Below are 17,798 nucleotides of genomic sequence, written 5' to 3'. Positions count from 1 at the left end.
TCCGATCAGCGGCGGGCTTGAAAAAGCCCGCAATAGCCTTCATCTTGTGTTGCAAGCCTATCGGATTTGGATCGAACGAATGACTGACACCCGCAACGGCGAGGACAACGGCAAGCTGCTCTATTGCTCCTTCTGTGGCAAAAGCCAGCATGAAGTGCGCAAATTGATTGCCGGCCCCTCGGTCTTTATCTGCGACGAGTGCGTCGACCTGTGCAATGACATCATCCGTGAGGAGGTGCAGGAAGCCCAGGCCGAAAGCAGCGCGCATAAATTGCCTTCGCCCAAAGAAATCAGCGGCATCCTTGACCAGTACGTCATTGGTCAGGAGCGTGCGAAAAAGGTTTTGGCCGTAGCGGTGTACAACCACTACAAGCGCCTGAATCAGCGTGACAAAAAGGCTGACGACGTCGAACTCGGCAAGAGCAACATCCTGCTGATCGGCCCGACCGGCTCGGGTAAAACCCTGCTGGCCGAAACGCTGGCCCGCTTGCTGAACGTTCCGTTCACCATCGCCGACGCAACCACCCTCACCGAGGCGGGTTACGTGGGTGAAGATGTCGAGAACATTATTCAGAAGCTGTTGCAGAAATGTGATTACGACGTAGAGAAGGCCCAGATGGGCATTGTCTACATCGACGAAATCGACAAAATTTCCCGCAAGTCCGACAACCCGTCGATCACCCGGGACGTTTCCGGTGAAGGCGTGCAGCAGGCCTTGCTCAAGTTGATCGAAGGCACGGTCGCTTCCGTACCGCCGCAAGGTGGCCGCAAGCATCCGCAGCAGGAATTCCTGCAGGTCGACACCCGTAACATCCTGTTCATCTGCGGTGGTGCGTTCTCCGGTCTGGAAAAGGTTATTCAAAACCGTTCCACCAAGGGCGGCATCGGTTTCAACGCAGAAGTGCGCAGCAAGGAAGAAGGCAAGAAAGTCGGCGAATCCCTGCGTGAAGTCGAGCCTGACGATCTGGTCAAGTTCGGTCTGATTCCGGAATTCGTTGGTCGTCTGCCAGTTCTTGCGACGCTGGACGAACTCGACGAGGCTGCGCTGATGCAGATTCTCACCGAGCCGAAAAATGCTCTGACCAAACAGTATGCCAAGCTGTTCGAGATGGAAGGCGTGGATCTGGAATTCCGCACCGACGCCCTGAAATCGGTCGCCAAGCGTGCCCTGGAACGTAAAACCGGTGCCCGTGGCCTGCGCTCGATTCTCGAAGGTGTACTGCTCGACACGATGTACGAAATCCCCTCGCAGTCCGAGGTGAGCAAAGTCGTGATCGATGAAAGCGTGATCGAAGGCAAGTCCAAGCCACTGTATATCTACGAAAACAGTGAGCCGACTGCCAAGGCAGCGCCGGACGCGTAAGCGTCCACCGCGCCGCAACAAAGAAGGGGCCTTCGGGCCTCTTTTTTTTTATGTCATTTTTTACATCCGCTTTGCGCTTGTTTTTTTTCAAGGCAGCCCCCATCTTGGTTTCAAGCTCAATTCCATCTGATTACGGCCATATGGCCGCCGTAGAGGCGAAATCATGAAGACAACCATCGAATTGCCTCTCCTGCCATTGCGTGATGTCGTGGTTTATCCGCACATGGTTATCCCGCTGTTCGTGGGGCGCGAGAAATCCATCGAAGCCCTCGAGGCCGCGATGACGGGCGACAAGCAGATCCTGCTGCTGGCCCAGAGAAACCCGGCTGATGATGATCCCGGTGAAGACGCTCTCTATCGCGTAGGTACAATTGCCACTGTTCTGCAGCTCCTGAAGCTGCCTGACGGCACCGTCAAGGTTCTGGTCGAAGGCGAGCAGCGGGGCACCGTCGAGCGCTTCAGCGAAGTCGATGGCCACTGCCGTGCCGAAGTGTCACTGATCGAAGAAGTCGATACAGCCGAGCGTGAGTCCGAAGTGTTCGTGCGCACCTTGCTGTCGCAATTCGAACAATATGTGCAGCTGGGCAAGAAAGTCCCGGCTGAAGTCCTGTCGTCGCTCAACAGCATCGATGAGCCGGGCCGCCTGGTCGACACCATGGCCGCGCACATGGCGCTGAAAATCGAGCAGAAGCAGGAAATTCTCGAAATCATCGACTTGTCGGCACGCGTCGAGCACGTTCTGGCCCTACTGGACGCCGAGATCGATCTGCTGCAAGTCGAAAAACGCATTCGTGGCCGCGTCAAGAAGCAAATGGAGCGCAGTCAGCGCGAGTACTATCTGAATGAGCAGATGAAGGCCATTCAGAAAGAGCTCGGCGACGGTGATGAAGGTCACAATGAAATCGAAGAGCTGAAAAAGCGCATCGATGCCGCTGGTCTGCCAAAAGACGCTCTGGCCAAAGCCACGGCCGAGCTGAACAAGCTCAAGCAAATGTCGCCGATGTCGGCTGAAGCCACCGTGGTGCGCTCGTACATCGACTGGCTGGTGCAAGTGCCGTGGAAGGCCCAGAGCAAGGTGCGCCTGGATCTGGCCCGTGCCGAAGACATTCTCGACGCCGATCACTACGGCCTCGAAGAGGTCAAGGAGCGCATCCTTGAATACCTCGCCGTACAGAAGCGCGTGAAGAAAATCCGTGGTCCGGTGTTGTGCCTGGTCGGTCCTCCGGGTGTGGGTAAAACCTCGCTGGCGGAGTCGATTGCCCACGCCACCAACCGTAAATTCGTGCGTATGGCCCTCGGTGGTGTGCGTGACGAAGCGGAAATTCGTGGTCATCGCCGGACATACATCGGTTCGATGCCAGGAAGATTGATTCAAAAAATGACTAAAGTGGGCGTTCGCAACCCGCTTTTCCTGCTCGATGAAATCGACAAAATGGGCAGCGACATGCGTGGCGACCCGGCGTCGGCGTTGCTGGAAGTGCTCGATCCGGAGCAGAACCACAACTTCAACGATCACTATCTGGAAGTCGATTACGATCTGTCCGATGTGATGTTCCTGTGCACCTCGAACTCGATGAACATTCCGCCGGCGCTGCTGGACCGCATGGAAGTCATTCGTCTGCCGGGTTACACCGAAGATGAGAAGATCAACATTGCCGTCAAATATCTCTCGCCAAAGCAGATTGCCGCCAACGGCCTGAAGAAGGGCGAACTGGAATTCGACGAGGAGGCGATTCGCGACATCATCCGTTACTACACCCGTGAGGCGGGTGTGCGTGGCCTCGAACGTCAGATCGCCAAGGTCTGCCGCAAGGCTGTGAAAGAGCATGCGCTGGAAAAACGCTTCTCGGTGAAAGTGACAGCTGATCTGCTGGAACACTTCCTCGGCGTGCGCAAATTCCGCTACGGCCTGGCCGAGCAACAGGATCAGATCGGTCAGGTGACCGGGCTGGCCTGGACGCAGGTCGGCGGCGAATTGCTGACCATCGAAGCCGCTGTCGTGCCGGGTAAAGGTCAATTGATCAAGACGGGTTCGCTGGGTGATGTAATGGTCGAGTCGATCACTGCCGCGCTCACTGTAGTCCGCAGCCGTGCCAAAAGCCTGGGCATTCCCCTGGACTTCCACGAGAAGCGCGACACGCATATTCACATGCCGGAAGGGGCGACCCCGAAAGACGGTCCTAGCGCCGGTGTGGGCATGTGCACGGCGCTGGTTTCCGCGTTGACCGGCATTCCTGTGCGGGCCGACGTCGCCATGACCGGTGAAATCACTTTGCGTGGTCAGGTACTGGCAATTGGTGGTCTGAAGGAAAAACTGCTCGCGGCACATCGCGGCGGAATCAAGATTGTGATTATTCCGGAAGAGAACGTGCGCGATCTGAAGGAGATTCCTGACAATATCAAGCAGGATCTGCAGATTAAACCGGTTAAATGGATTGACGAGGTCCTGCAAATTGCGCTGCAATACGCGCCGGAGCCCTTGCCGGATGTGGCTCCCGAGATAGTTGCCAAGGATGAAAAGCGCGAGTCTGACTCTAAGGAAAGAATTAGCACGCATTAATACGTTTTTGCCTGGGGGGCTTCCTTGACAGCTTTTTAGAGCCCTTGTTATAAAGCGGCTCTTAAGTGTCTGTAGGCCATTCAGCACTCGTTTTTGCTTTCACCAAAAAACTTAGAATCATCTCAAAATAGATATAAGGGGACTTAGAGTGAACAAGTCGGAACTGATTGATGCTATCGCTGCATCCGCTGATATCCCGAAAGCTGCTGCTGGCCGTGCGCTGGACGCTGTAATCGAATCCGTCACTGGCGCTCTCAAGGCTGGCGACTCCGTTGTTCTGGTTGGTTTCGGTACTTTCTCCGTAACTGATCGTCCAGCTCGCGTTGGTCGTAACCCACAGACCGGCAAGACGCTGCAAATCGCTGCTGCTAAAAAACCAGGTTTCAAAGCCGGTAAAGCACTGAAAGAAGCGGTTAACTAAGTTTCAGTTTTTACCCATCCGGGTCGGGGTCATGCCTGACTTGGCAGCGGAGCGGTAGAGCAGGTAGCTGGAACAGTTGCCTGTAACGCCGGGATCGAGGGTTCGAGCCCTGTCCGCTCCGCCAGTTACGAGAAGGCGCATCCTCGGATGCGCCTTTCTTCTATCCGGATTCTACCCACGCTCCACGGTTGCCTAATTTTGAAGTTCAACCGTTTCTGGGGGACGCATGCTGCAGAATATCAGGGACAATTCACAAGGCTGGATTGCCAAGACCATTATCGGGGTCATCGTTGCACTGATGGCCCTGACCGGTTTCGATGCCATTTTTCAGGCCACCACTCACAAGAATGAGGCGGCCAAGGTCAATGGTGAAGAAATCAGCCAGAACGAGCTGAGCCAGGCCGTTGACATGCAACGCCGTCAGCTGATGCAACAGCTGGGCAAGGATTTCGACGCTTCGTTGCTCGATGAAAAAATGCTCCGCGAATCGGCCCTCAAGGGTCTGATCGATCGCAAGCTGCTGCTGCAAGGCGCCGAACAAGCGAAATTCGCTTTCTCTGAAGGCGCACTCGACCAAGTCATCCTGCAGACACCTGAGTTCCAGGTCGACGGCAAGTTCAGCCCCGAGCGTTTCGACCAGGTGATCCGTCAACTGGGTTACAGCCGCATGCAGTTCCGCCAGATGCTGGCTCAGGAAATGCTGATCGGCCAACTGCGCGCCGGTGTGGCGGGCAGCGGTTTCGTGACCGATGCAGAAGTGCTGGCCTTCGCCCGTCTGGAAAAACAGACACGCGATTTCGCCACCCTGAACATCAAGGCTGACCTGGCTGCAGTCAAGCTGACCGATGACGAGGTCAAGGCTTACTACGACGAGCACGCCAAGGAATTCATGACTCCGGATCAAGTGGTCATTGATTACCTGGAGCTGAAAAAGGCTTCGTTCTTCGACCAGGTTACCGTCAAGGACGAAGACCTGCAGGCGGCGTATCAGAAAGAAATCGCCAACCTGTCGGAACAGCGTCGTGCCGCGCACATCCTGATCGAAGTGAACGACAAGACCACCGAAGCCCAGGCCAAGGCGAAGATCGAAGACGTCCAGGCGCGTCTGGCCAAGGGCGAGAAGTTCGAAGCGCTGGCCAAGGAGTTCTCGCAGGACCCGGGTTCGGCCAACAATGGCGGCGACCTCGGTTATGCCGGTCCAGGCGTTTACGACCCGGCGTTCGAAAAAGCCCTGTACTCGCTGAACAAGGATCAGGTTTCGGAGCCGGTGCGTACCGACTTCGGTTATCACCTGATCAAGCTGCTGGGTGTTGAAGCGCCGGAAGTACCGACCCTGGCCAGCCTGAAAGACAAGCTGACCCGCGATCTGAAAGCCGCGCAGGTCGAGCAGCGTTTCGTCGAGGCGACCAAGCAACTGGAAGACTCGGCGTTCGAAGCGTCCGATTTGGCTCAGCCAGCGGCGGATCTGAAGCTCACCGTGCACACCTCCAAGCCATTTGGCCGTGAAGGTGGCGAAGGTATTGCGGCCAACCGCGCCGTGGTGACCGCTGCGTTCAGCACTGAAGTGATTGATGAGGGGGCCAACAGCACCGCCATCGAGCTCGACCCGGACACCGTGGTCGTAGTGCGCGCCAAAGAGCACCTGAAGCCTGCGCAACTGCCTCTGGAAAGCGTGAGCGCGGCCATCCGCACTCAGTTGACCAAGGAGCACGCCAGCGCCGCCGCCAAGACCAAGGCCGAGAAGCTGATCGCTGATCTGCGCGAAGGCAAGGCGCCTCTGGACAAGGCCGTTGACGGTCAGAACTGGAAAGTCACTGAAGCTGCGACCCGTGCGCAGGAAGGTGTTGATCCCGCCGTTCTGCAGGCGCTGTTCCGCATGCCGAAACCGGTTGCCAAGGACAAGCCGACCTTCAACAGCGTGACCCTGTCGGACGGCAGCCTGATGATCGTGCGCCTGAACGGCGTCAACGAAGCGGCTGCACCGACCGATGAAGAGAAGGCTCAGTACCGTCGCTTCCTCGCGTCCCGTGAAGGTCAGCAGGACTTCGCGGCCTACCGCAAGCAGTTGGAAAGCGAGGCTGACATCAAGCGTTTCTGATGTCTGATTGAACTGCAAGACAAAAGCCCCGGTCGCAACACCGGGGTTTTTTTATGGTCGACTGCAACTCGATGACAGGGTTTTCATCGAGCAACACGCAACGCGACTTTTGCGTGCCATTGAGTGTCGTTAAAGTTGTAGCTGTCTCAAGACACTAATCCATACGCCGCAGGGGCGCGATCTGTTGCACAATACGCCCCAGGCTGTTTTCTCTCAGGATGTTCAATGTTGATTTCCTCTCCCATGCGTGTTGTCGGTTTGGCGCTATTGTTGACCGCTGTTGCCGGCTGTTCGAAAGACAAGCCGATGTATGAGCATGAGAACTTTGATGACTCCGGTACGTTTTCGCGCAATTACCCGGTGACCGACTCGGTCAGTTGCGAAGCGGCACGTCGTGCGTTGCTCAGCCAGGGCTACATCATCACCAGCAGTGACCCGAAACTGGTGAGCGGGCACAAGAGCTTCCAGCAAACCGGCGAAACCCACATGGAGATCAGCTTCAATGTGGTCTGTGCCGATGACGGCAGCGCGGGGCACCACGCCACGATGTTCGCGAACGCCCTGCAGGATCGTTATGCGCTGAAGAAGACCAACAATTCCGCCAGCCTCGGTGTGGGTGTGTTGGGTTCGGTGTCGATGCCGATCGGTTCGTCTGACGACTCGATGGTCAAGGTCGCCAGCGAGACGGTGACGGCGCAGAAGTTTTACGAACGTTTCTTTACGCTGGTCGAGCAGTTCCTGCCGGCGGACGCTAAGAAAGCGGCGCATATCGAAGAGAAGCCGAACGCGGACCTGGGTGTGCCCGAGGCAAAGGTCGCTCCGGCAGCGCTGGTGCCAACGCCAACGCCAACGCCAACGCCAATCCCAGCCCCGACGCCAGCGGCTGAGCCTGTCGCGACGCCGGCGCCTGCGGCTGAACCTGCACCTGCACCTGCACCCGCTGAGGAGGCACCTTTGACGTCGGAACCAGTGGCTGCGCCTGCAGAGGCAGCTCCGATCACACCGGAGCCGAGCGCTGAACCTGCACCTGCCCCGGCGACCGAAACCATCACACCGCCGGCAAACCCGGACATCCCGCCGCCGTCCGAGCCTATTCCGGCGATGCCTGCGTCCGGCCAATAATTCAGCCTCACCACAACTGACTGTGGGAGCGGGCTTGCTCGCGAAGACGGACGTTCAGTCTCATCAGTGCTGAATGTACCGACGCTTCGCGAGCAAGCCCGCTCCCACAACGATTTTGGGTTGGCTTAAAATCTCGTTACATTCCCCTGACAAAAATCCTGCGATAAATTCCTGACCCCCTGCTACGTTTTATTGATGAAGGCTGGGTTTCACTTTTCCTTCACACGGGCAGTTTATGCTCGAGGCGCTGGGCATTTGCTCAGGCCCATTCAAGAGAGCAGCAGGGGGGATGACACGATGGATGACTATCAAGAAGAGCTGCTCGAATTCCAGGCCTATGAACTGGATCAACCCGAGCCTGCCGACGACGCGACCGAGCTTTAAACACTTGCTTGCTGCTCGTGGATGGCGGCTTGCAACTGGCTTCTATGCCGTTTTGCGATGACTGCGGCGGAACTCGCCCGGGGTCTGTCCGCTCCAGCGTTTGAAGGCTCGCTGGAACGCTTCGGCTGAGGCGAATCCCAGTAAGTAGGCGATTTCGCCAAAGGCCAGTTCGGTATCGCGGATGTAAGTCATTGCCAGGTCGCGGCGGGTGTCATTGAGGATCGCGCGAAACTGCGTGCCTTCCTCGGCCAGTTTGCGCCGCAACGTCCAGGTCGGCAGTTTCAGGCGTGCCGCCACTTCTTCCAGGTCGGGTTCCCGGCCACCATTGAGCAACGGCCCGAGCAATTGCGTGATGCGTTCGCGCAGGCTGCGGGTGCGGGTCAATTGCTCCAGTTCCCGCTCACACAATTGCAGCAGGTGGCGCCAGGTGCTCGGGCAGTGTTCCGGGTTGCGTTGGGCCAGGCTGCTCAGGCTAAGGCGTAGCTGATTGCGCTCGGCGCCAAACTGGATCGGGCAATCGCCGAGCACGCTGTAAACATCACGATATTCAGGCGGTTCGAATTCGATCTCGATGCGCTCGGCCTTGAGCGCTTCACGACTGACGCTGGAAAGTTGATGCAACCAGCCTGCGATGATCGAATCCACCACGAAGCGGTTATAGGCGTTGTACGGGCTGATCGAATAGAAGCGCAGCCACGCGCCATTGGCGTCTTCATGAAAGCTCGACTGGCCGCGATAGTTGGAGCCGTACAACGGTTCGAATCGGATCAGGCAGCGCGCGGCTTCACGCACGGTCGGCGCTTGGGAGGCGGTGACGCCGGCCAGCCCGGCCTGGCTCAGACGGCTGAGCTGGCCCATGTGCAGCCCTAGCGCCGCGTCACCCGTCAATTGGATCGCGCTGTGGCCCAGGCGCATATAGCGCGGAATCGATAACCGTGCGCCGGCCTCGGCCAGCCGTGCGGCATCCAGGCCGTATTGTTCAAGCAAAGGTTGCGGATCGGCACCGCGACTGCGAACGGCGTCGGCGAGGCTGTGCACGAAGCCGACCGACAAATCTCCCAGACGCATCGGCAGCGGCTTCATGGCTTACAACCAGATATTCAGCAAACGCGCACCACGGGCATCGCCATCGGCGAATTGCTGGCCGTTGCTGCTGAGGAAGCTCTGACCGGAACTCAACTTGTCCCAGAACTGCCCGCGCAGGAACACGCTGACCCCGGCAATCGCGTGGCTGCTGGGCGGCTGTGCGGTCAAGGTCAGGCGATGCCAGGCCTGACCTTCGCTGACTTCGCCCGGTTTCAAGCTGACCGAGCCCGGAGTGCTCGAACCTTTGTAGCCGCCCCACGGCTGATCCCACACGCCATGACCGACGACGAACGCAGGCACGGCAATCAGTTGCGCACCGTGTTCGTCGAGTTTGCGGTAGTTGTCCGGATACCAGCTGTCGCTGCCGATGAGGATGCCCAGGCGTCCGGCGGGGGTGTCGACCACGTTGATCGCGTGCTTGTCTTCGCCTTCGATCACGTCGCGCTGATCGAAGATCGGGTGCATTTGCCGCTGCGGCTGTCCGAGCGGTACGCCATCACGGCCAAACACCACGCTGCTGTTGAACAATGCGCCACTGCCGGGTTTGAGCTGACCGTCACGAATGCTTGGCTCGGGCAGCACGATGGAGCCGGCCACGAGGGTGACGCGAAACTCCCTGGCCAGGCCGCCGAACAGTTGCTGATAATCCTTGGCCATGGCCTTGGACTTCATTCGCAGATGCGCATCGTCGAGGCGGTTGTTGCCTTTGGCGCTGAGCCAGGCACGAGCGAACAATAGTGGATTGCTTGCCGCCAGCCAGTTCATCGCTTCGGCCAGGTTGGGCGCTTGATACAGCTCGTCTTTCTCGCCGCTGATCATCAGCCAGGTGCCGACATGCTCGGGCAGCACCACGATGGTTTTTTCATTCAGCAAGCCCTGATCCTGCGCCTGCTGCAAATAGGCCGCGAGTTTGCGATGCAGGCGCTCAGGGCTTTGATAGTCGGTGGGAAACAGTTCCGGCTGGATGCCCAGCAGATTGCCACGGTCGGCGGGCGTGCCTTGATCGACCGCGAGTTTGATGCGCAGGTCCGACAGGTAATGCCCTGCCGGCCGGTCTGCCGCCCACATGGCGTAGGTGGTCAGGACAGCCACAAGGGCCATGGAAAACGTCAGGTACAAAAGTTTGCGCATGAAGACCAACAACAACCGGGTACAGAGTGTGCCGACTAGGGTAGGGCCCATGCCCGTGCTTGCCAAGGGGTGCTGCACATTTTGATCATTAACTTGTCAGTTACGGTCATTGAGTGACAGCAACGCGACTCTTAGTCTGTGGGGCATGACTGACGGGGGACGAAGAGCTCCCGCAACTTTTCCGTGATCGCTCGTTGTGGAGTTACCGATGACCGCCGCTCATTACCCGCACCTGTTGGCCCCGCTGGACCTGGGATTCACCACGCTGCGCAACCGCACCCTGATGGGCTCGATGCACACCGGTCTTGAGGAGAAGCCGGGAGGCTTCGAACGCATGGCAGCGTATTTCGCCGAGCGTGCCCGTGGTGGCGTTGGCTTGATGGTCACCGGCGGCATTGGTCCGAACGACGAGGGCGGGGTGTACTCCGGGGCGGCAAAACTGACCACCGAGGAAGAAGCGCTCAAGCACCGCATCGTCACCCGCGCGGTGCACGATGCAGGCGGCAAGATCTGCATGCAGATTCTTCACGCCGGCCGTTACGCCTACAGCCCGAAGCAGGTCGCACCGAGCGCGATTCAGGCACCGATCAACCCGTTCAAGCCTAAAGAGCTGGACGAGGAAGGCATCGAAAAGCAGATCAGCGATTTCGTCACCTGCTCGGTGCTGGCGCAGACCGCCGAGTACGACGGCGTGGAAATCATGGGCTCGGAAGGTTATTTCATTAACCAGTTTCTCGCCGCGCACACCAACCACCGCACCGACCGTTGGGGCGGTAGTTACGAAAACCGCATGCGTCTGCCGGTGGAAATCGTTCGCCGGGTGCGTGAAGCAGTGGGGCCGAACTTCATCATCATTTTCCGTCTGTCGATGCTCGATCTGGTCGAGGGCGGCAGCACCTGGGATGAAATCGTTACGCTCGCCAAAGCCATCGAGCAGGCTGGCGCAACCATCATCAACACCGGCATTGGCTGGCACGAAGCGCGGATACCGACCATCGCCACCAAGGTGCCGCGCGCGGCGTTCAGCAAGGTTACGGCCAAGCTACGCGGCTCGGTGAGCATTCCGCTGATCACCACCAACCGCATCAACACCCCGGAAATTGCCGAGCAGATCCTCGCAGAAGGCGATGCCGACATGGTCTCGATGGCGCGGCCGTTTCTTGCCGACCCGGACTTCGTCAACAAGGCTGCCGAAGGTCGCGCCGATGAAATCAACACCTGCATCGGTTGCAACCAGGCCTGTCTCGACCACACCTTCGGCGGCAAGCTCACCAGTTGCCTGGTCAACCCGCGTGCCTGCCACGAAACCGAGCTCAATTACCTGCCGGTGCAGCAGATCAAGAAAATCGCTGTGGTCGGCGCCGGCCCTGCCGGTTTGTCTGCCGCGACCGTGGCGGCCGAGCGTGGCCATCAGGTGACGCTGTTCGATTCGGCCAGCGAAATCGGCGGCCAGTTCAACGTCGCCAAACGCGTGCCGGGCAAGGAAGAGTTTTACGAGACCCTGCGCTACTTCAACCGCAAGTTGCAGACCTCCCACGTCGAGGTGTGCCTGAACACCCGCGTCGATGTGGCGAAACTGGTGGAAGGCGGCTACGACGAAATCATCCTCGCTACCGGCATTGCGCCGCGTCTGCCGGCCATTCCGGGCGTAGAGAATGCCAAGGTGTTGAGCTATCTGGACGTGATCCTCGAGCGTAAACCGGTTGGCAAGCGTGTCGCGGTGATTGGCGCTGGCGGGATCGGTTTTGACGTCGCGGAGTTCCTCGTCCATCAAGGTGTTGCCACCAGTCAGGATCGTGCCGCGTTCTGGAAAGAGTGGGGTATCGACACCCAACTCGAAGCCCGCGGTGGCGTGGCCGGGATCAAGGCCGCACCGCACGCGCCGGCCCGCGAAGTGTTCCTCTTGCAGCGCAAGAAAACCAAGGTCGGCGATGGCCTGGGCAAGACCACTGGCTGGATTCACCGCACCGGTCTGAAGAACAAGCAAGTGCAGATGCTCAACAGCGTCGAATACCTGGGCATTGATGATCAAGGCCTGCATATTCGCATCGGTGAAACCGGCGAACCGCAGGTGCTGGCAGTGGACAACATCGTGATTTGCGCAGGCCAGGACCCGTTGCGTGAATTGCATGACGGACTGGTGGCAGCGGGGCAGAACGTGCACCTGATTGGCGGCGCGGATGTCGCGGCAGAACTGGATGCCAAACGCGCGATCAACCAGGGTTCGCGTCTGGCGGCTGAGCTCTAAGCTCTGCCGCTTAACCTGTGGGAGCGAGCCTGCTCGCGAAAGCGGAGTGTCAGCCAGTACACATGTCGACTGACACGACGCCTTCGCGAGCAGACTCGCTCCCACAGGGGAACAGTGAACACTGGCAGATTTTCCGTCGCTCACTGGTAAGATGCCGGCTCTTGAAACCGAGCCGGCACCTTATGCTTTTGCCCCCCTCCAACTGGCTACCTCAAGCCCCGCTTGAACCCCTTCAACTTGGCTGGCTGACCACCGCCAACATTGAAGTCGCGATCCTGCGCCTCGACCAGATCGACCCGCTGATCAGCGGCAACAAATGGTTCAAGCTCATTGAGCATCTCAACGCCGCCGACCGCGCCGGCGCTGCGGGCATCATCAGCCTTGGCGGGGCGCACTCCAATCATCTGCATGCCTTGGCGGCGGCGGGTAAACGTCTGGGTTTCAACACCGTCGGCCTGTTGCGCGGGCATCCGCAGGAGACGCCGACGGTGCAGGATCTGCTGGCGTTCGGCATGCAACTGCACTGGCTCGGTTACGGCGGTTATCGGGCGCGCCATGAGCCGGGTTTCTGGTTGCCGTGGCGGGCGCAGTATCCGGACTTTCAAGAAGTGCCGGAAGGCGGCGGTGGATTATCGGGGGCGCGCGGCTGCGCGGCCATCAAGGAACAGGCGCAAGCGCAATTGCACACGCTGGGCTGGAGCGATTACCACGGCTGGTGGCTGGCTTGCGGCACCGGGACGACGCTGGCGGGGCTGGTGCTCGCCGAGTCGGGGGCGCATCCGGTGTATGGCGCACTGGCGGTGCCGAATGATCACGGTGTGCCGCAGCAGGTGGCGTCGATCCTGCAGGACGCCGGGCGGACGAATACCGGGTATGGGTTGATCGACGCCTGTCGCGGTGGTTTCGCCAGGGTTGATCCGCCGTTGCTGAAGTTCATCCAGCAGACCGAGCAAGCCAGCGGCGTGCCACTCGAACCGCTGTACACCGGCAAGGCGTTGCTGGCGCTCAAGGAGAAGGTTGAGGCGGGCGGATTTTCCCGCGGTACTCGACTGATTTTTGTCCACACCGGTGGTTTGCAGGGACGCCGCGCGCTCGACCTTGGTCCTGAAATGCACTGAAACCTTCGGCGAACATGCAAAAACGCCAGTGGCGCAAACCACTGGCGTTTTTTCTGTGCAGCTCGATGGCGGGTCAGGCCGATTGCGGCATCTCGCCGTTGGCCAGACGCTTGTTGATGTCGGCGATCACTTCCGGCAGATCGGTGATGGTGTCGATCATGTAGTGCGGGCGCGAGCCTGCAAACAAGGCGTGAATGCGCTTGCGCTCGCTGGCCAGTTCATCGCTGCCCAAGGCGCGGAACCCCTCGTAATCCAGGCCCAGTGCGTTGCCGGAACAGATCAGCGCGACCGTCCACATTCCGGCGCGGCGACCTTCGAGGATGCCCGGCACGGTGTCGTCGATCTTCACGCACGCCGCCACGTCTTCGATGCCCAGCGCGATCACGTTGGCCAGGGCTTGAGCCGGCCATGGGCGACCGTTCGGTACTTCGTCAGTGGCCACGACATGGTCAGCGACGTAACCGTTGGTGGCGGCCAGTTCGACGACTTTGTCCATGACCTGCTTTGGATAGCCGGAGCAGGAACCGATCTTGATGCCTTGTTCACGCAGATTGGCAATGGTTTCCAGCGCGCCGGGAATCAGCGCTGAGTGCTCGGCGATTTTCTCGATTTGCAGGGGCATGAAGCGGTTGTAGATCGCGGTGACATCGTCGTCGGTTGGCGTGCGGCCAAACACTTTGCGATAGCGCTCGGCGACCTGTGGTTGATCGCACAGGGTGCGGATGTGATCCCACTTGCCCATACCCATCGGGCCTCGGGCTTCTTCGATGGAGACTTGTACGTCGAACTCGGCGAAGGCTTCGACAAAGATCTGCGTCGGGGCGAACGAGCCGAAATCGACCACGGTGCCGGCCCAGTCGAGGATGGCGGCTTGCAGCTTGCTTGGGTTTGCGTAGTTCATGGCAATCAATTCCTGAGTTGGCAATGCAATTCAAAATGTGGGATTGGGGTCGGGCTTAGATTTCGAGCACTTCCATTTCGCGCAGCACTTCACCCACTGCGCAGACGGCTTGACGCATGTCGTCGGGGTTGACGTGGCCGATGCAGCCCACACGGAAGGTCTCGACCTGGGTCAATTTCCCCGGATAAAGGATGTAACCCTTGGCCTTGACCCGTTCGTAGAAGTCCTTGAACTGGTAGCGCGGATCTTTCGGTGCATGGAAGGTGGCAATGATCGGCGCCTGAATTGCCGCCGGCAGGAAACTGCGCAAACCGAGTTTGCCCATCTCTTCCATCAGCGCCTGACAGTTGGCCGCATAGCGTGCATGCCGCGCCGGCAGGCCGCCTTCTTCGTTGTATTGCAGCAGCGCTTCGTGCAGCGCCGCGACCACGTGGGTTGGCGGAGTAAAGCGCCATTGCCCGGTCTTCTGCATGTAGGTGTGCTGGTCAAACAGGTCCATCGCCAGCGAGTGCGAATTGCCAGCCGCGGCGGCCAGTGAGTCCTTGCGAGCGAAGACAAAACCCATCCCCGGCACGCCTTCCAGGCACTTTCCAGACGCGGCGATCAGTGCGTCGAACGGCACTTTTTGCGCGTCCACCGGCAATGCGCCGAAGGAGCTCATCGCATCGATGATCAGGCGTTTGCCGTGTTGTTCGACGACTTGAGCGATATCCGCCAGCGGGTTGAGAATCCCGGTGCTGGTTTCGCAATGGATCAGCGCGACGTGGGTGATGTTGCTGTCGGCGCGCAGCAGACGGTCGACGTCGGCGGCGGTGGTCGGTTCGTCTTCGGCGGTCTCGAAGGTGCTGAAGGAACGCCCGAGCACTTCGCAGATTTTCGCCAGACGCTTGCCGTAGGCACCGTTGATCAGCACCAGCACTTTGCCGTCACGGGGCACCAGGGTGCCGATGGCGGCCTCGACGGCGAAAGTCCCGCTGCCCTGCAACGGCACGCAGTGGTGGGTCGCGGCGCCTTTGAGGATCGCCAGCAGTTGTTCGCACAGGCTGGCGGTCAGTTGATTGAAGCGGTCATCCCATGACCCCCAGTCGACCATCATCGCCTGGCGGGTGCGGGCCGAAGTGGTCAACGGGCCGGGAGTGAGCAGGATGGGTTCGGCGATACTCATTCGTGTGTCCTCGGATTGCGCTGTGGGATGAAGCTACGGGGCATACGTTGCAATTCGCCGTTGCATCAATCAAATTGTTTATTGTTATGCCAGCCATCAGTGAGAGTTATTCATGAACCTGTTCCAGCTCCGTGCGTTCGATGCCGTGGCCCGTGAAGGCAGCTTTACCCGCGCCGCCGCGCGCCTGTTCATCAGTCAGCCGGCGGTCACCGGACACATCAAGGCGCTGGAGGAGCACTACCAGATCACCTTGCTGAGGCGCACCGCGCGACGGGTGGAATTGACCGAGGAGGGCACCAAACTCGCGGCGATCACCCGGGCGATGTTTGGTCTCGCGGAAGAGGCGCAGACCCTGCTCGAGGCCAATCGGCAGTTATTGACCGGGCGCCTGGAAGTGGCAGCGGATGGGCCGCACATGGTCATGCCGATGCTCGCCAGCCTGCGCGCGCGGTATCCGGGGATTACGGTGAATTTGCGGCTGGGCAATGCTCAGGAAACCCTGGCAGCGTTGCTATCCGAGCACGCGGACGTTGCGGTGCTGACCGAAGTCGAACCGCGCAAAGGCCTGCATCTGCAGGCGTTGAGCGAGTCGCGGATCTGCGCGCTGGTGCCGGCCGGGCATGCGTGGGCGATGCGGGCCGGTGAAGTGAAACTCAAGGAACTGGATCAGGTGATCATGGTGCTGCGCGAGCCGAGTTCGATCACCCGGCGCACGTTTGACGAGGCATGCGCGCAGGCGTCGATCCATCCGCGAGTGCTGCTGGAACTCGACAGCCGTGAGGCGGTGACCGAAGCGGTGGCGGCAGAGTTGGGTGTGGGCGTGGTGTCATCGGTGGAGGTCAGCCACGACCCGCGCGTGGTGGCGATTCCGATTGTGGGGGAAGGGCTGATGAACCGGCACATGATCGGTTGCATGGAGCGGCGGCGGGAGTTGCGTCTGATTCAGGCGTTCTTTGGTCTTGCGCCCGCCTGATACGCGGTGGTGCCTCCTTCGCGAGCAGGCTCGCTCCCACACTGCAATGCAATCTCCTGTGGGAGCGAGCCTGCTCGCGAAGGGGCCATCATGGTTCACACAAGGCTGTCGCGGACCATATCCAGGAAAGTCGCCACCACCCGCCGCGAACTCTGTTCCCGCAGGCACACCAGCGTTTCAGTCAATCGCCGGGTGCAGTCGACAATCGGCAAGGCACACACCCGCGAATCCGCACCGAACTCCGCCGCTGACACCACGCCCACTCCAATGCCGACCACCACTGCCTCGCGCGCCGCTTCACGGCCTTCAACCTGAATGGCCGGACGAATGCGAAGCCCGGCGCGGGCCATTTCTTCTTCCAGCGTCTGCCGCGTCACCGAGCCGTGCTCACGCAGCACCAGCGGCGTGTCATCGAGGTCGGCGAGGCAGATCGATTCACGCTCGGCCCATGGATGATGGCGCGAAACGAACGCCACCATCGGATCGTTACGCAGCGGCACACACATCAAACGCTCGTCACTGACATCGCGCCCGAGTAGCGCCAGATCGGCCTGATAGTTGAACAGGCGAAACAGCGATTCATCGGTATTGCCCGTTTCGATCTTCACGCTGATCCCGGGATAGCGCTCACAGAACCGCGCGATCTGCGGCAACACATGCACCGGCGCATCCACCGCCAGAATCAGACTGCCGGTCTGCAACGCTTGGGACTCCTGCAACAGTTCCTGTGCTTCGGCTTCAATGACAAACAGGCGCTGGGTGATCGCCAGCAAACGCTCGCCGAGATCGGTCAGGCGCACCGAGCGTTTGTTGCGATGAAACAACAGCACACCGAAGCGTTCCTCGAGTTTGCGCACCTGGTCGGAAATCGCCGGTTGCGTCAGAAAAAGCCGCTCGGCGGCTTTGGTGAAGCTTCCCTGCACGGCCACGGCATGGAAGGCTTTGAGTTGGGCGTGGGACACCGACATGAAGTCACCTGATCGCTCAGTCAGTAACAAGCTGAGCTTATGTGTGAAATACGATAAATCGATTTTATTTATTAAACAGTAATTGCTTTGATCGGCTCACGCCAGTTTTGACTGTCCTCTCGGGCAGCAGGGTTGGCGATGAGCCTGTGCGTGCAACAGCAGGACTCATCTGACCGGTATCGCCATAGGGACGGGTTGATATCGCAGTGCTCAACAATAAAAACACAGGCGTTTTTCTTAACGATTCTGCCGGCACACTC

At 59.5% G+C, this 17,798-nt stretch carries 13 protein-coding genes; 8 read left to right on the top strand and 5 right to left on the bottom strand.

Going from position 1 to position 17,798, the window contains the following annotated elements:
- The first annotated feature begins 79 nt into the window (after positions 1 to 79).
- The 5 genes from clpX to AACY19_RS02165 all read left to right on the top strand — a co-directional run bounded on the left by clpX (position 80) and on the right by AACY19_RS02165 (position 7,564).
- Entirely contained in the window at positions 80 to 1,363 is a 1,284-nt protein-coding gene (gene clpX, locus AACY19_RS02185; RefSeq protein WP_003223632.1) for an ATP-dependent Clp protease ATP-binding subunit ClpX, read from the top strand.
- A gap of 163 nt (positions 1,364 to 1,526) precedes the next feature.
- A complete protein-coding gene (gene lon, locus AACY19_RS02180) occupies positions 1,527 to 3,923 on the top strand; it encodes an endopeptidase La (RefSeq protein ID WP_339447481.1) in 2,397 nt (798 codons plus the stop codon).
- Positions 3,924 to 4,071: 148 nt separating this feature from the next.
- The gene (locus tag AACY19_RS02175) at positions 4,072 to 4,344 is read left to right on the top strand and encodes an HU family DNA-binding protein (protein WP_008077714.1); all 273 of its coding nucleotides are present in this window, start codon (positions 4,072 to 4,074) and stop codon (positions 4,342 to 4,344) included.
- A gap of 226 nt (positions 4,345 to 4,570) precedes the next feature.
- Complete coding sequence (locus AACY19_RS02170; protein WP_339447479.1) at positions 4,571 to 6,442, top strand: SurA N-terminal domain-containing protein; 1,872 nt, start codon at positions 4,571 to 4,573, stop codon at positions 6,440 to 6,442.
- 225 nt (positions 6,443 to 6,667) lie between these two features.
- Entirely contained in the window at positions 6,668 to 7,564 is an 897-nt protein-coding gene (locus tag AACY19_RS02165) for a DUF2242 domain-containing protein (protein ID WP_339447477.1), read from the top strand.
- Positions 7,565 to 7,990: 426 nt separating this feature from the next.
- On the opposite strand, the gene AACY19_RS02160 is transcribed toward AACY19_RS02165, so the two are convergent.
- Positions 7,991 to 9,031: an AraC family transcriptional regulator gene (locus AACY19_RS02160; protein ID WP_339447475.1), complete on the bottom strand. Its 1,041-nt coding sequence runs from the start codon at positions 9,029 to 9,031 to the stop codon at positions 7,991 to 7,993.
- A 3-nt stretch (positions 9,032 to 9,034) separates the two neighbouring features.
- Positions 9,035 to 10,165, bottom strand: a complete 1,131-nt coding sequence (locus AACY19_RS02155) for a nitrilase-related carbon-nitrogen hydrolase (protein WP_339447474.1) — start codon at positions 10,163 to 10,165, stop codon at positions 9,035 to 9,037.
- Between the two features lie 208 nt (positions 10,166 to 10,373).
- On the opposite strand from AACY19_RS02155, the gene AACY19_RS02150 reads away from it, so the two are divergent.
- Together AACY19_RS02150 and AACY19_RS02145 are read left to right on the top strand one after the other, a co-directional pair.
- Entirely contained in the window at positions 10,374 to 12,413 is a 2,040-nt protein-coding gene (locus AACY19_RS02150) for an NADPH-dependent 2,4-dienoyl-CoA reductase (protein WP_339447473.1), read from the top strand.
- A 182-nt stretch (positions 12,414 to 12,595) separates the two neighbouring features.
- Complete coding sequence (locus AACY19_RS02145; RefSeq protein WP_339447471.1) at positions 12,596 to 13,531, top strand: 1-aminocyclopropane-1-carboxylate deaminase/D-cysteine desulfhydrase; 936 nt, start codon at positions 12,596 to 12,598, stop codon at positions 13,529 to 13,531.
- Between the two features lie 73 nt (positions 13,532 to 13,604).
- Here AACY19_RS02145 and phnX read toward each other — a convergent pair whose 3' ends face one another.
- A complete protein-coding gene (gene phnX, locus AACY19_RS02140) occupies positions 13,605 to 14,432 on the bottom strand; it encodes a phosphonoacetaldehyde hydrolase (RefSeq protein ID WP_339447469.1) in 828 nt (275 codons plus the stop codon).
- Positions 14,433 to 14,487: 55 nt separating this feature from the next.
- The gene (locus AACY19_RS02135; RefSeq protein ID WP_339447467.1) at positions 14,488 to 15,597 is read right to left on the bottom strand and encodes a 2-aminoethylphosphonate--pyruvate transaminase; all 1,110 of its coding nucleotides are present in this window, start codon (positions 15,595 to 15,597) and stop codon (positions 14,488 to 14,490) included.
- A gap of 112 nt (positions 15,598 to 15,709) precedes the next feature.
- On the opposite strand from AACY19_RS02135, the gene AACY19_RS02130 reads away from it, so the two are divergent.
- Positions 15,710 to 16,570, top strand: a complete 861-nt coding sequence (locus AACY19_RS02130; protein ID WP_339447465.1) for a LysR substrate-binding domain-containing protein — start codon at positions 15,710 to 15,712, stop codon at positions 16,568 to 16,570.
- A gap of 95 nt (positions 16,571 to 16,665) precedes the next feature.
- On the opposite strand, the gene AACY19_RS02125 is transcribed toward AACY19_RS02130, so the two are convergent.
- Positions 16,666 to 17,538: a LysR family transcriptional regulator gene (locus tag AACY19_RS02125; RefSeq protein ID WP_339447463.1), complete on the bottom strand. Its 873-nt coding sequence runs from the start codon at positions 17,536 to 17,538 to the stop codon at positions 16,666 to 16,668.
- Between the last annotated feature and the right edge of the window lie 260 nt (positions 17,539 to 17,798).

Source organism: Pseudomonas sp. EA_5y_Pfl2_R50 (assembly GCF_963970475.1).
Lineage (GTDB): Bacteria > Pseudomonadota > Gammaproteobacteria > Pseudomonadales > Pseudomonadaceae > Aquipseudomonas.
This window is presented reverse-complemented; position numbering and strand designations above follow the sequence as displayed.

Excerpts from the sequence above, each read along its gene's own strand:
- AACY19_RS02170 (WP_339447479.1), top strand. The coding sequence starts at position 4,571 with ATGCTGCAGAATATCAGGGACAATTCACAAGGCTGGATTGCCAAGACC.
- AACY19_RS02135 (WP_339447467.1), bottom strand. The coding sequence starts at position 15,597 with ATGAGTATCGCCGAACCCATCCTGCTCACTCCCGGCCCGTTGACCACT.
- AACY19_RS02155 (WP_339447474.1), bottom strand. The coding sequence starts at position 10,165 with ATGCGCAAACTTTTGTACCTGACGTTTTCCATGGCCCTTGTGGCTGTC.
- clpX (WP_003223632.1), top strand. The coding sequence starts at position 80 with ATGACTGACACCCGCAACGGCGAGGACAACGGCAAGCTGCTCTATTGC.
- AACY19_RS02160 (WP_339447475.1), bottom strand. The coding sequence starts at position 9,031 with ATGAAGCCGCTGCCGATGCGTCTGGGAGATTTGTCGGTCGGCTTCGTG.
- AACY19_RS02145 (WP_339447471.1), top strand. The coding sequence starts at position 12,596 with ATGCTTTTGCCCCCCTCCAACTGGCTACCTCAAGCCCCGCTTGAACCC.
- AACY19_RS02150 (WP_339447473.1), top strand. The coding sequence starts at position 10,374 with ATGACCGCCGCTCATTACCCGCACCTGTTGGCCCCGCTGGACCTGGGA.
- AACY19_RS02130 (WP_339447465.1), top strand. The coding sequence starts at position 15,710 with ATGAACCTGTTCCAGCTCCGTGCGTTCGATGCCGTGGCCCGTGAAGGC.
- phnX (WP_339447469.1), bottom strand. The coding sequence starts at position 14,432 with ATGAACTACGCAAACCCAAGCAAGCTGCAAGCCGCCATCCTCGACTGG.
- AACY19_RS02125 (WP_339447463.1), bottom strand. The coding sequence starts at position 17,538 with ATGTCGGTGTCCCACGCCCAACTCAAAGCCTTCCATGCCGTGGCCGTG.
- AACY19_RS02165 (WP_339447477.1), top strand. The coding sequence starts at position 6,668 with ATGTTGATTTCCTCTCCCATGCGTGTTGTCGGTTTGGCGCTATTGTTG.
- lon (WP_339447481.1), top strand. The coding sequence starts at position 1,527 with ATGAAGACAACCATCGAATTGCCTCTCCTGCCATTGCGTGATGTCGTG.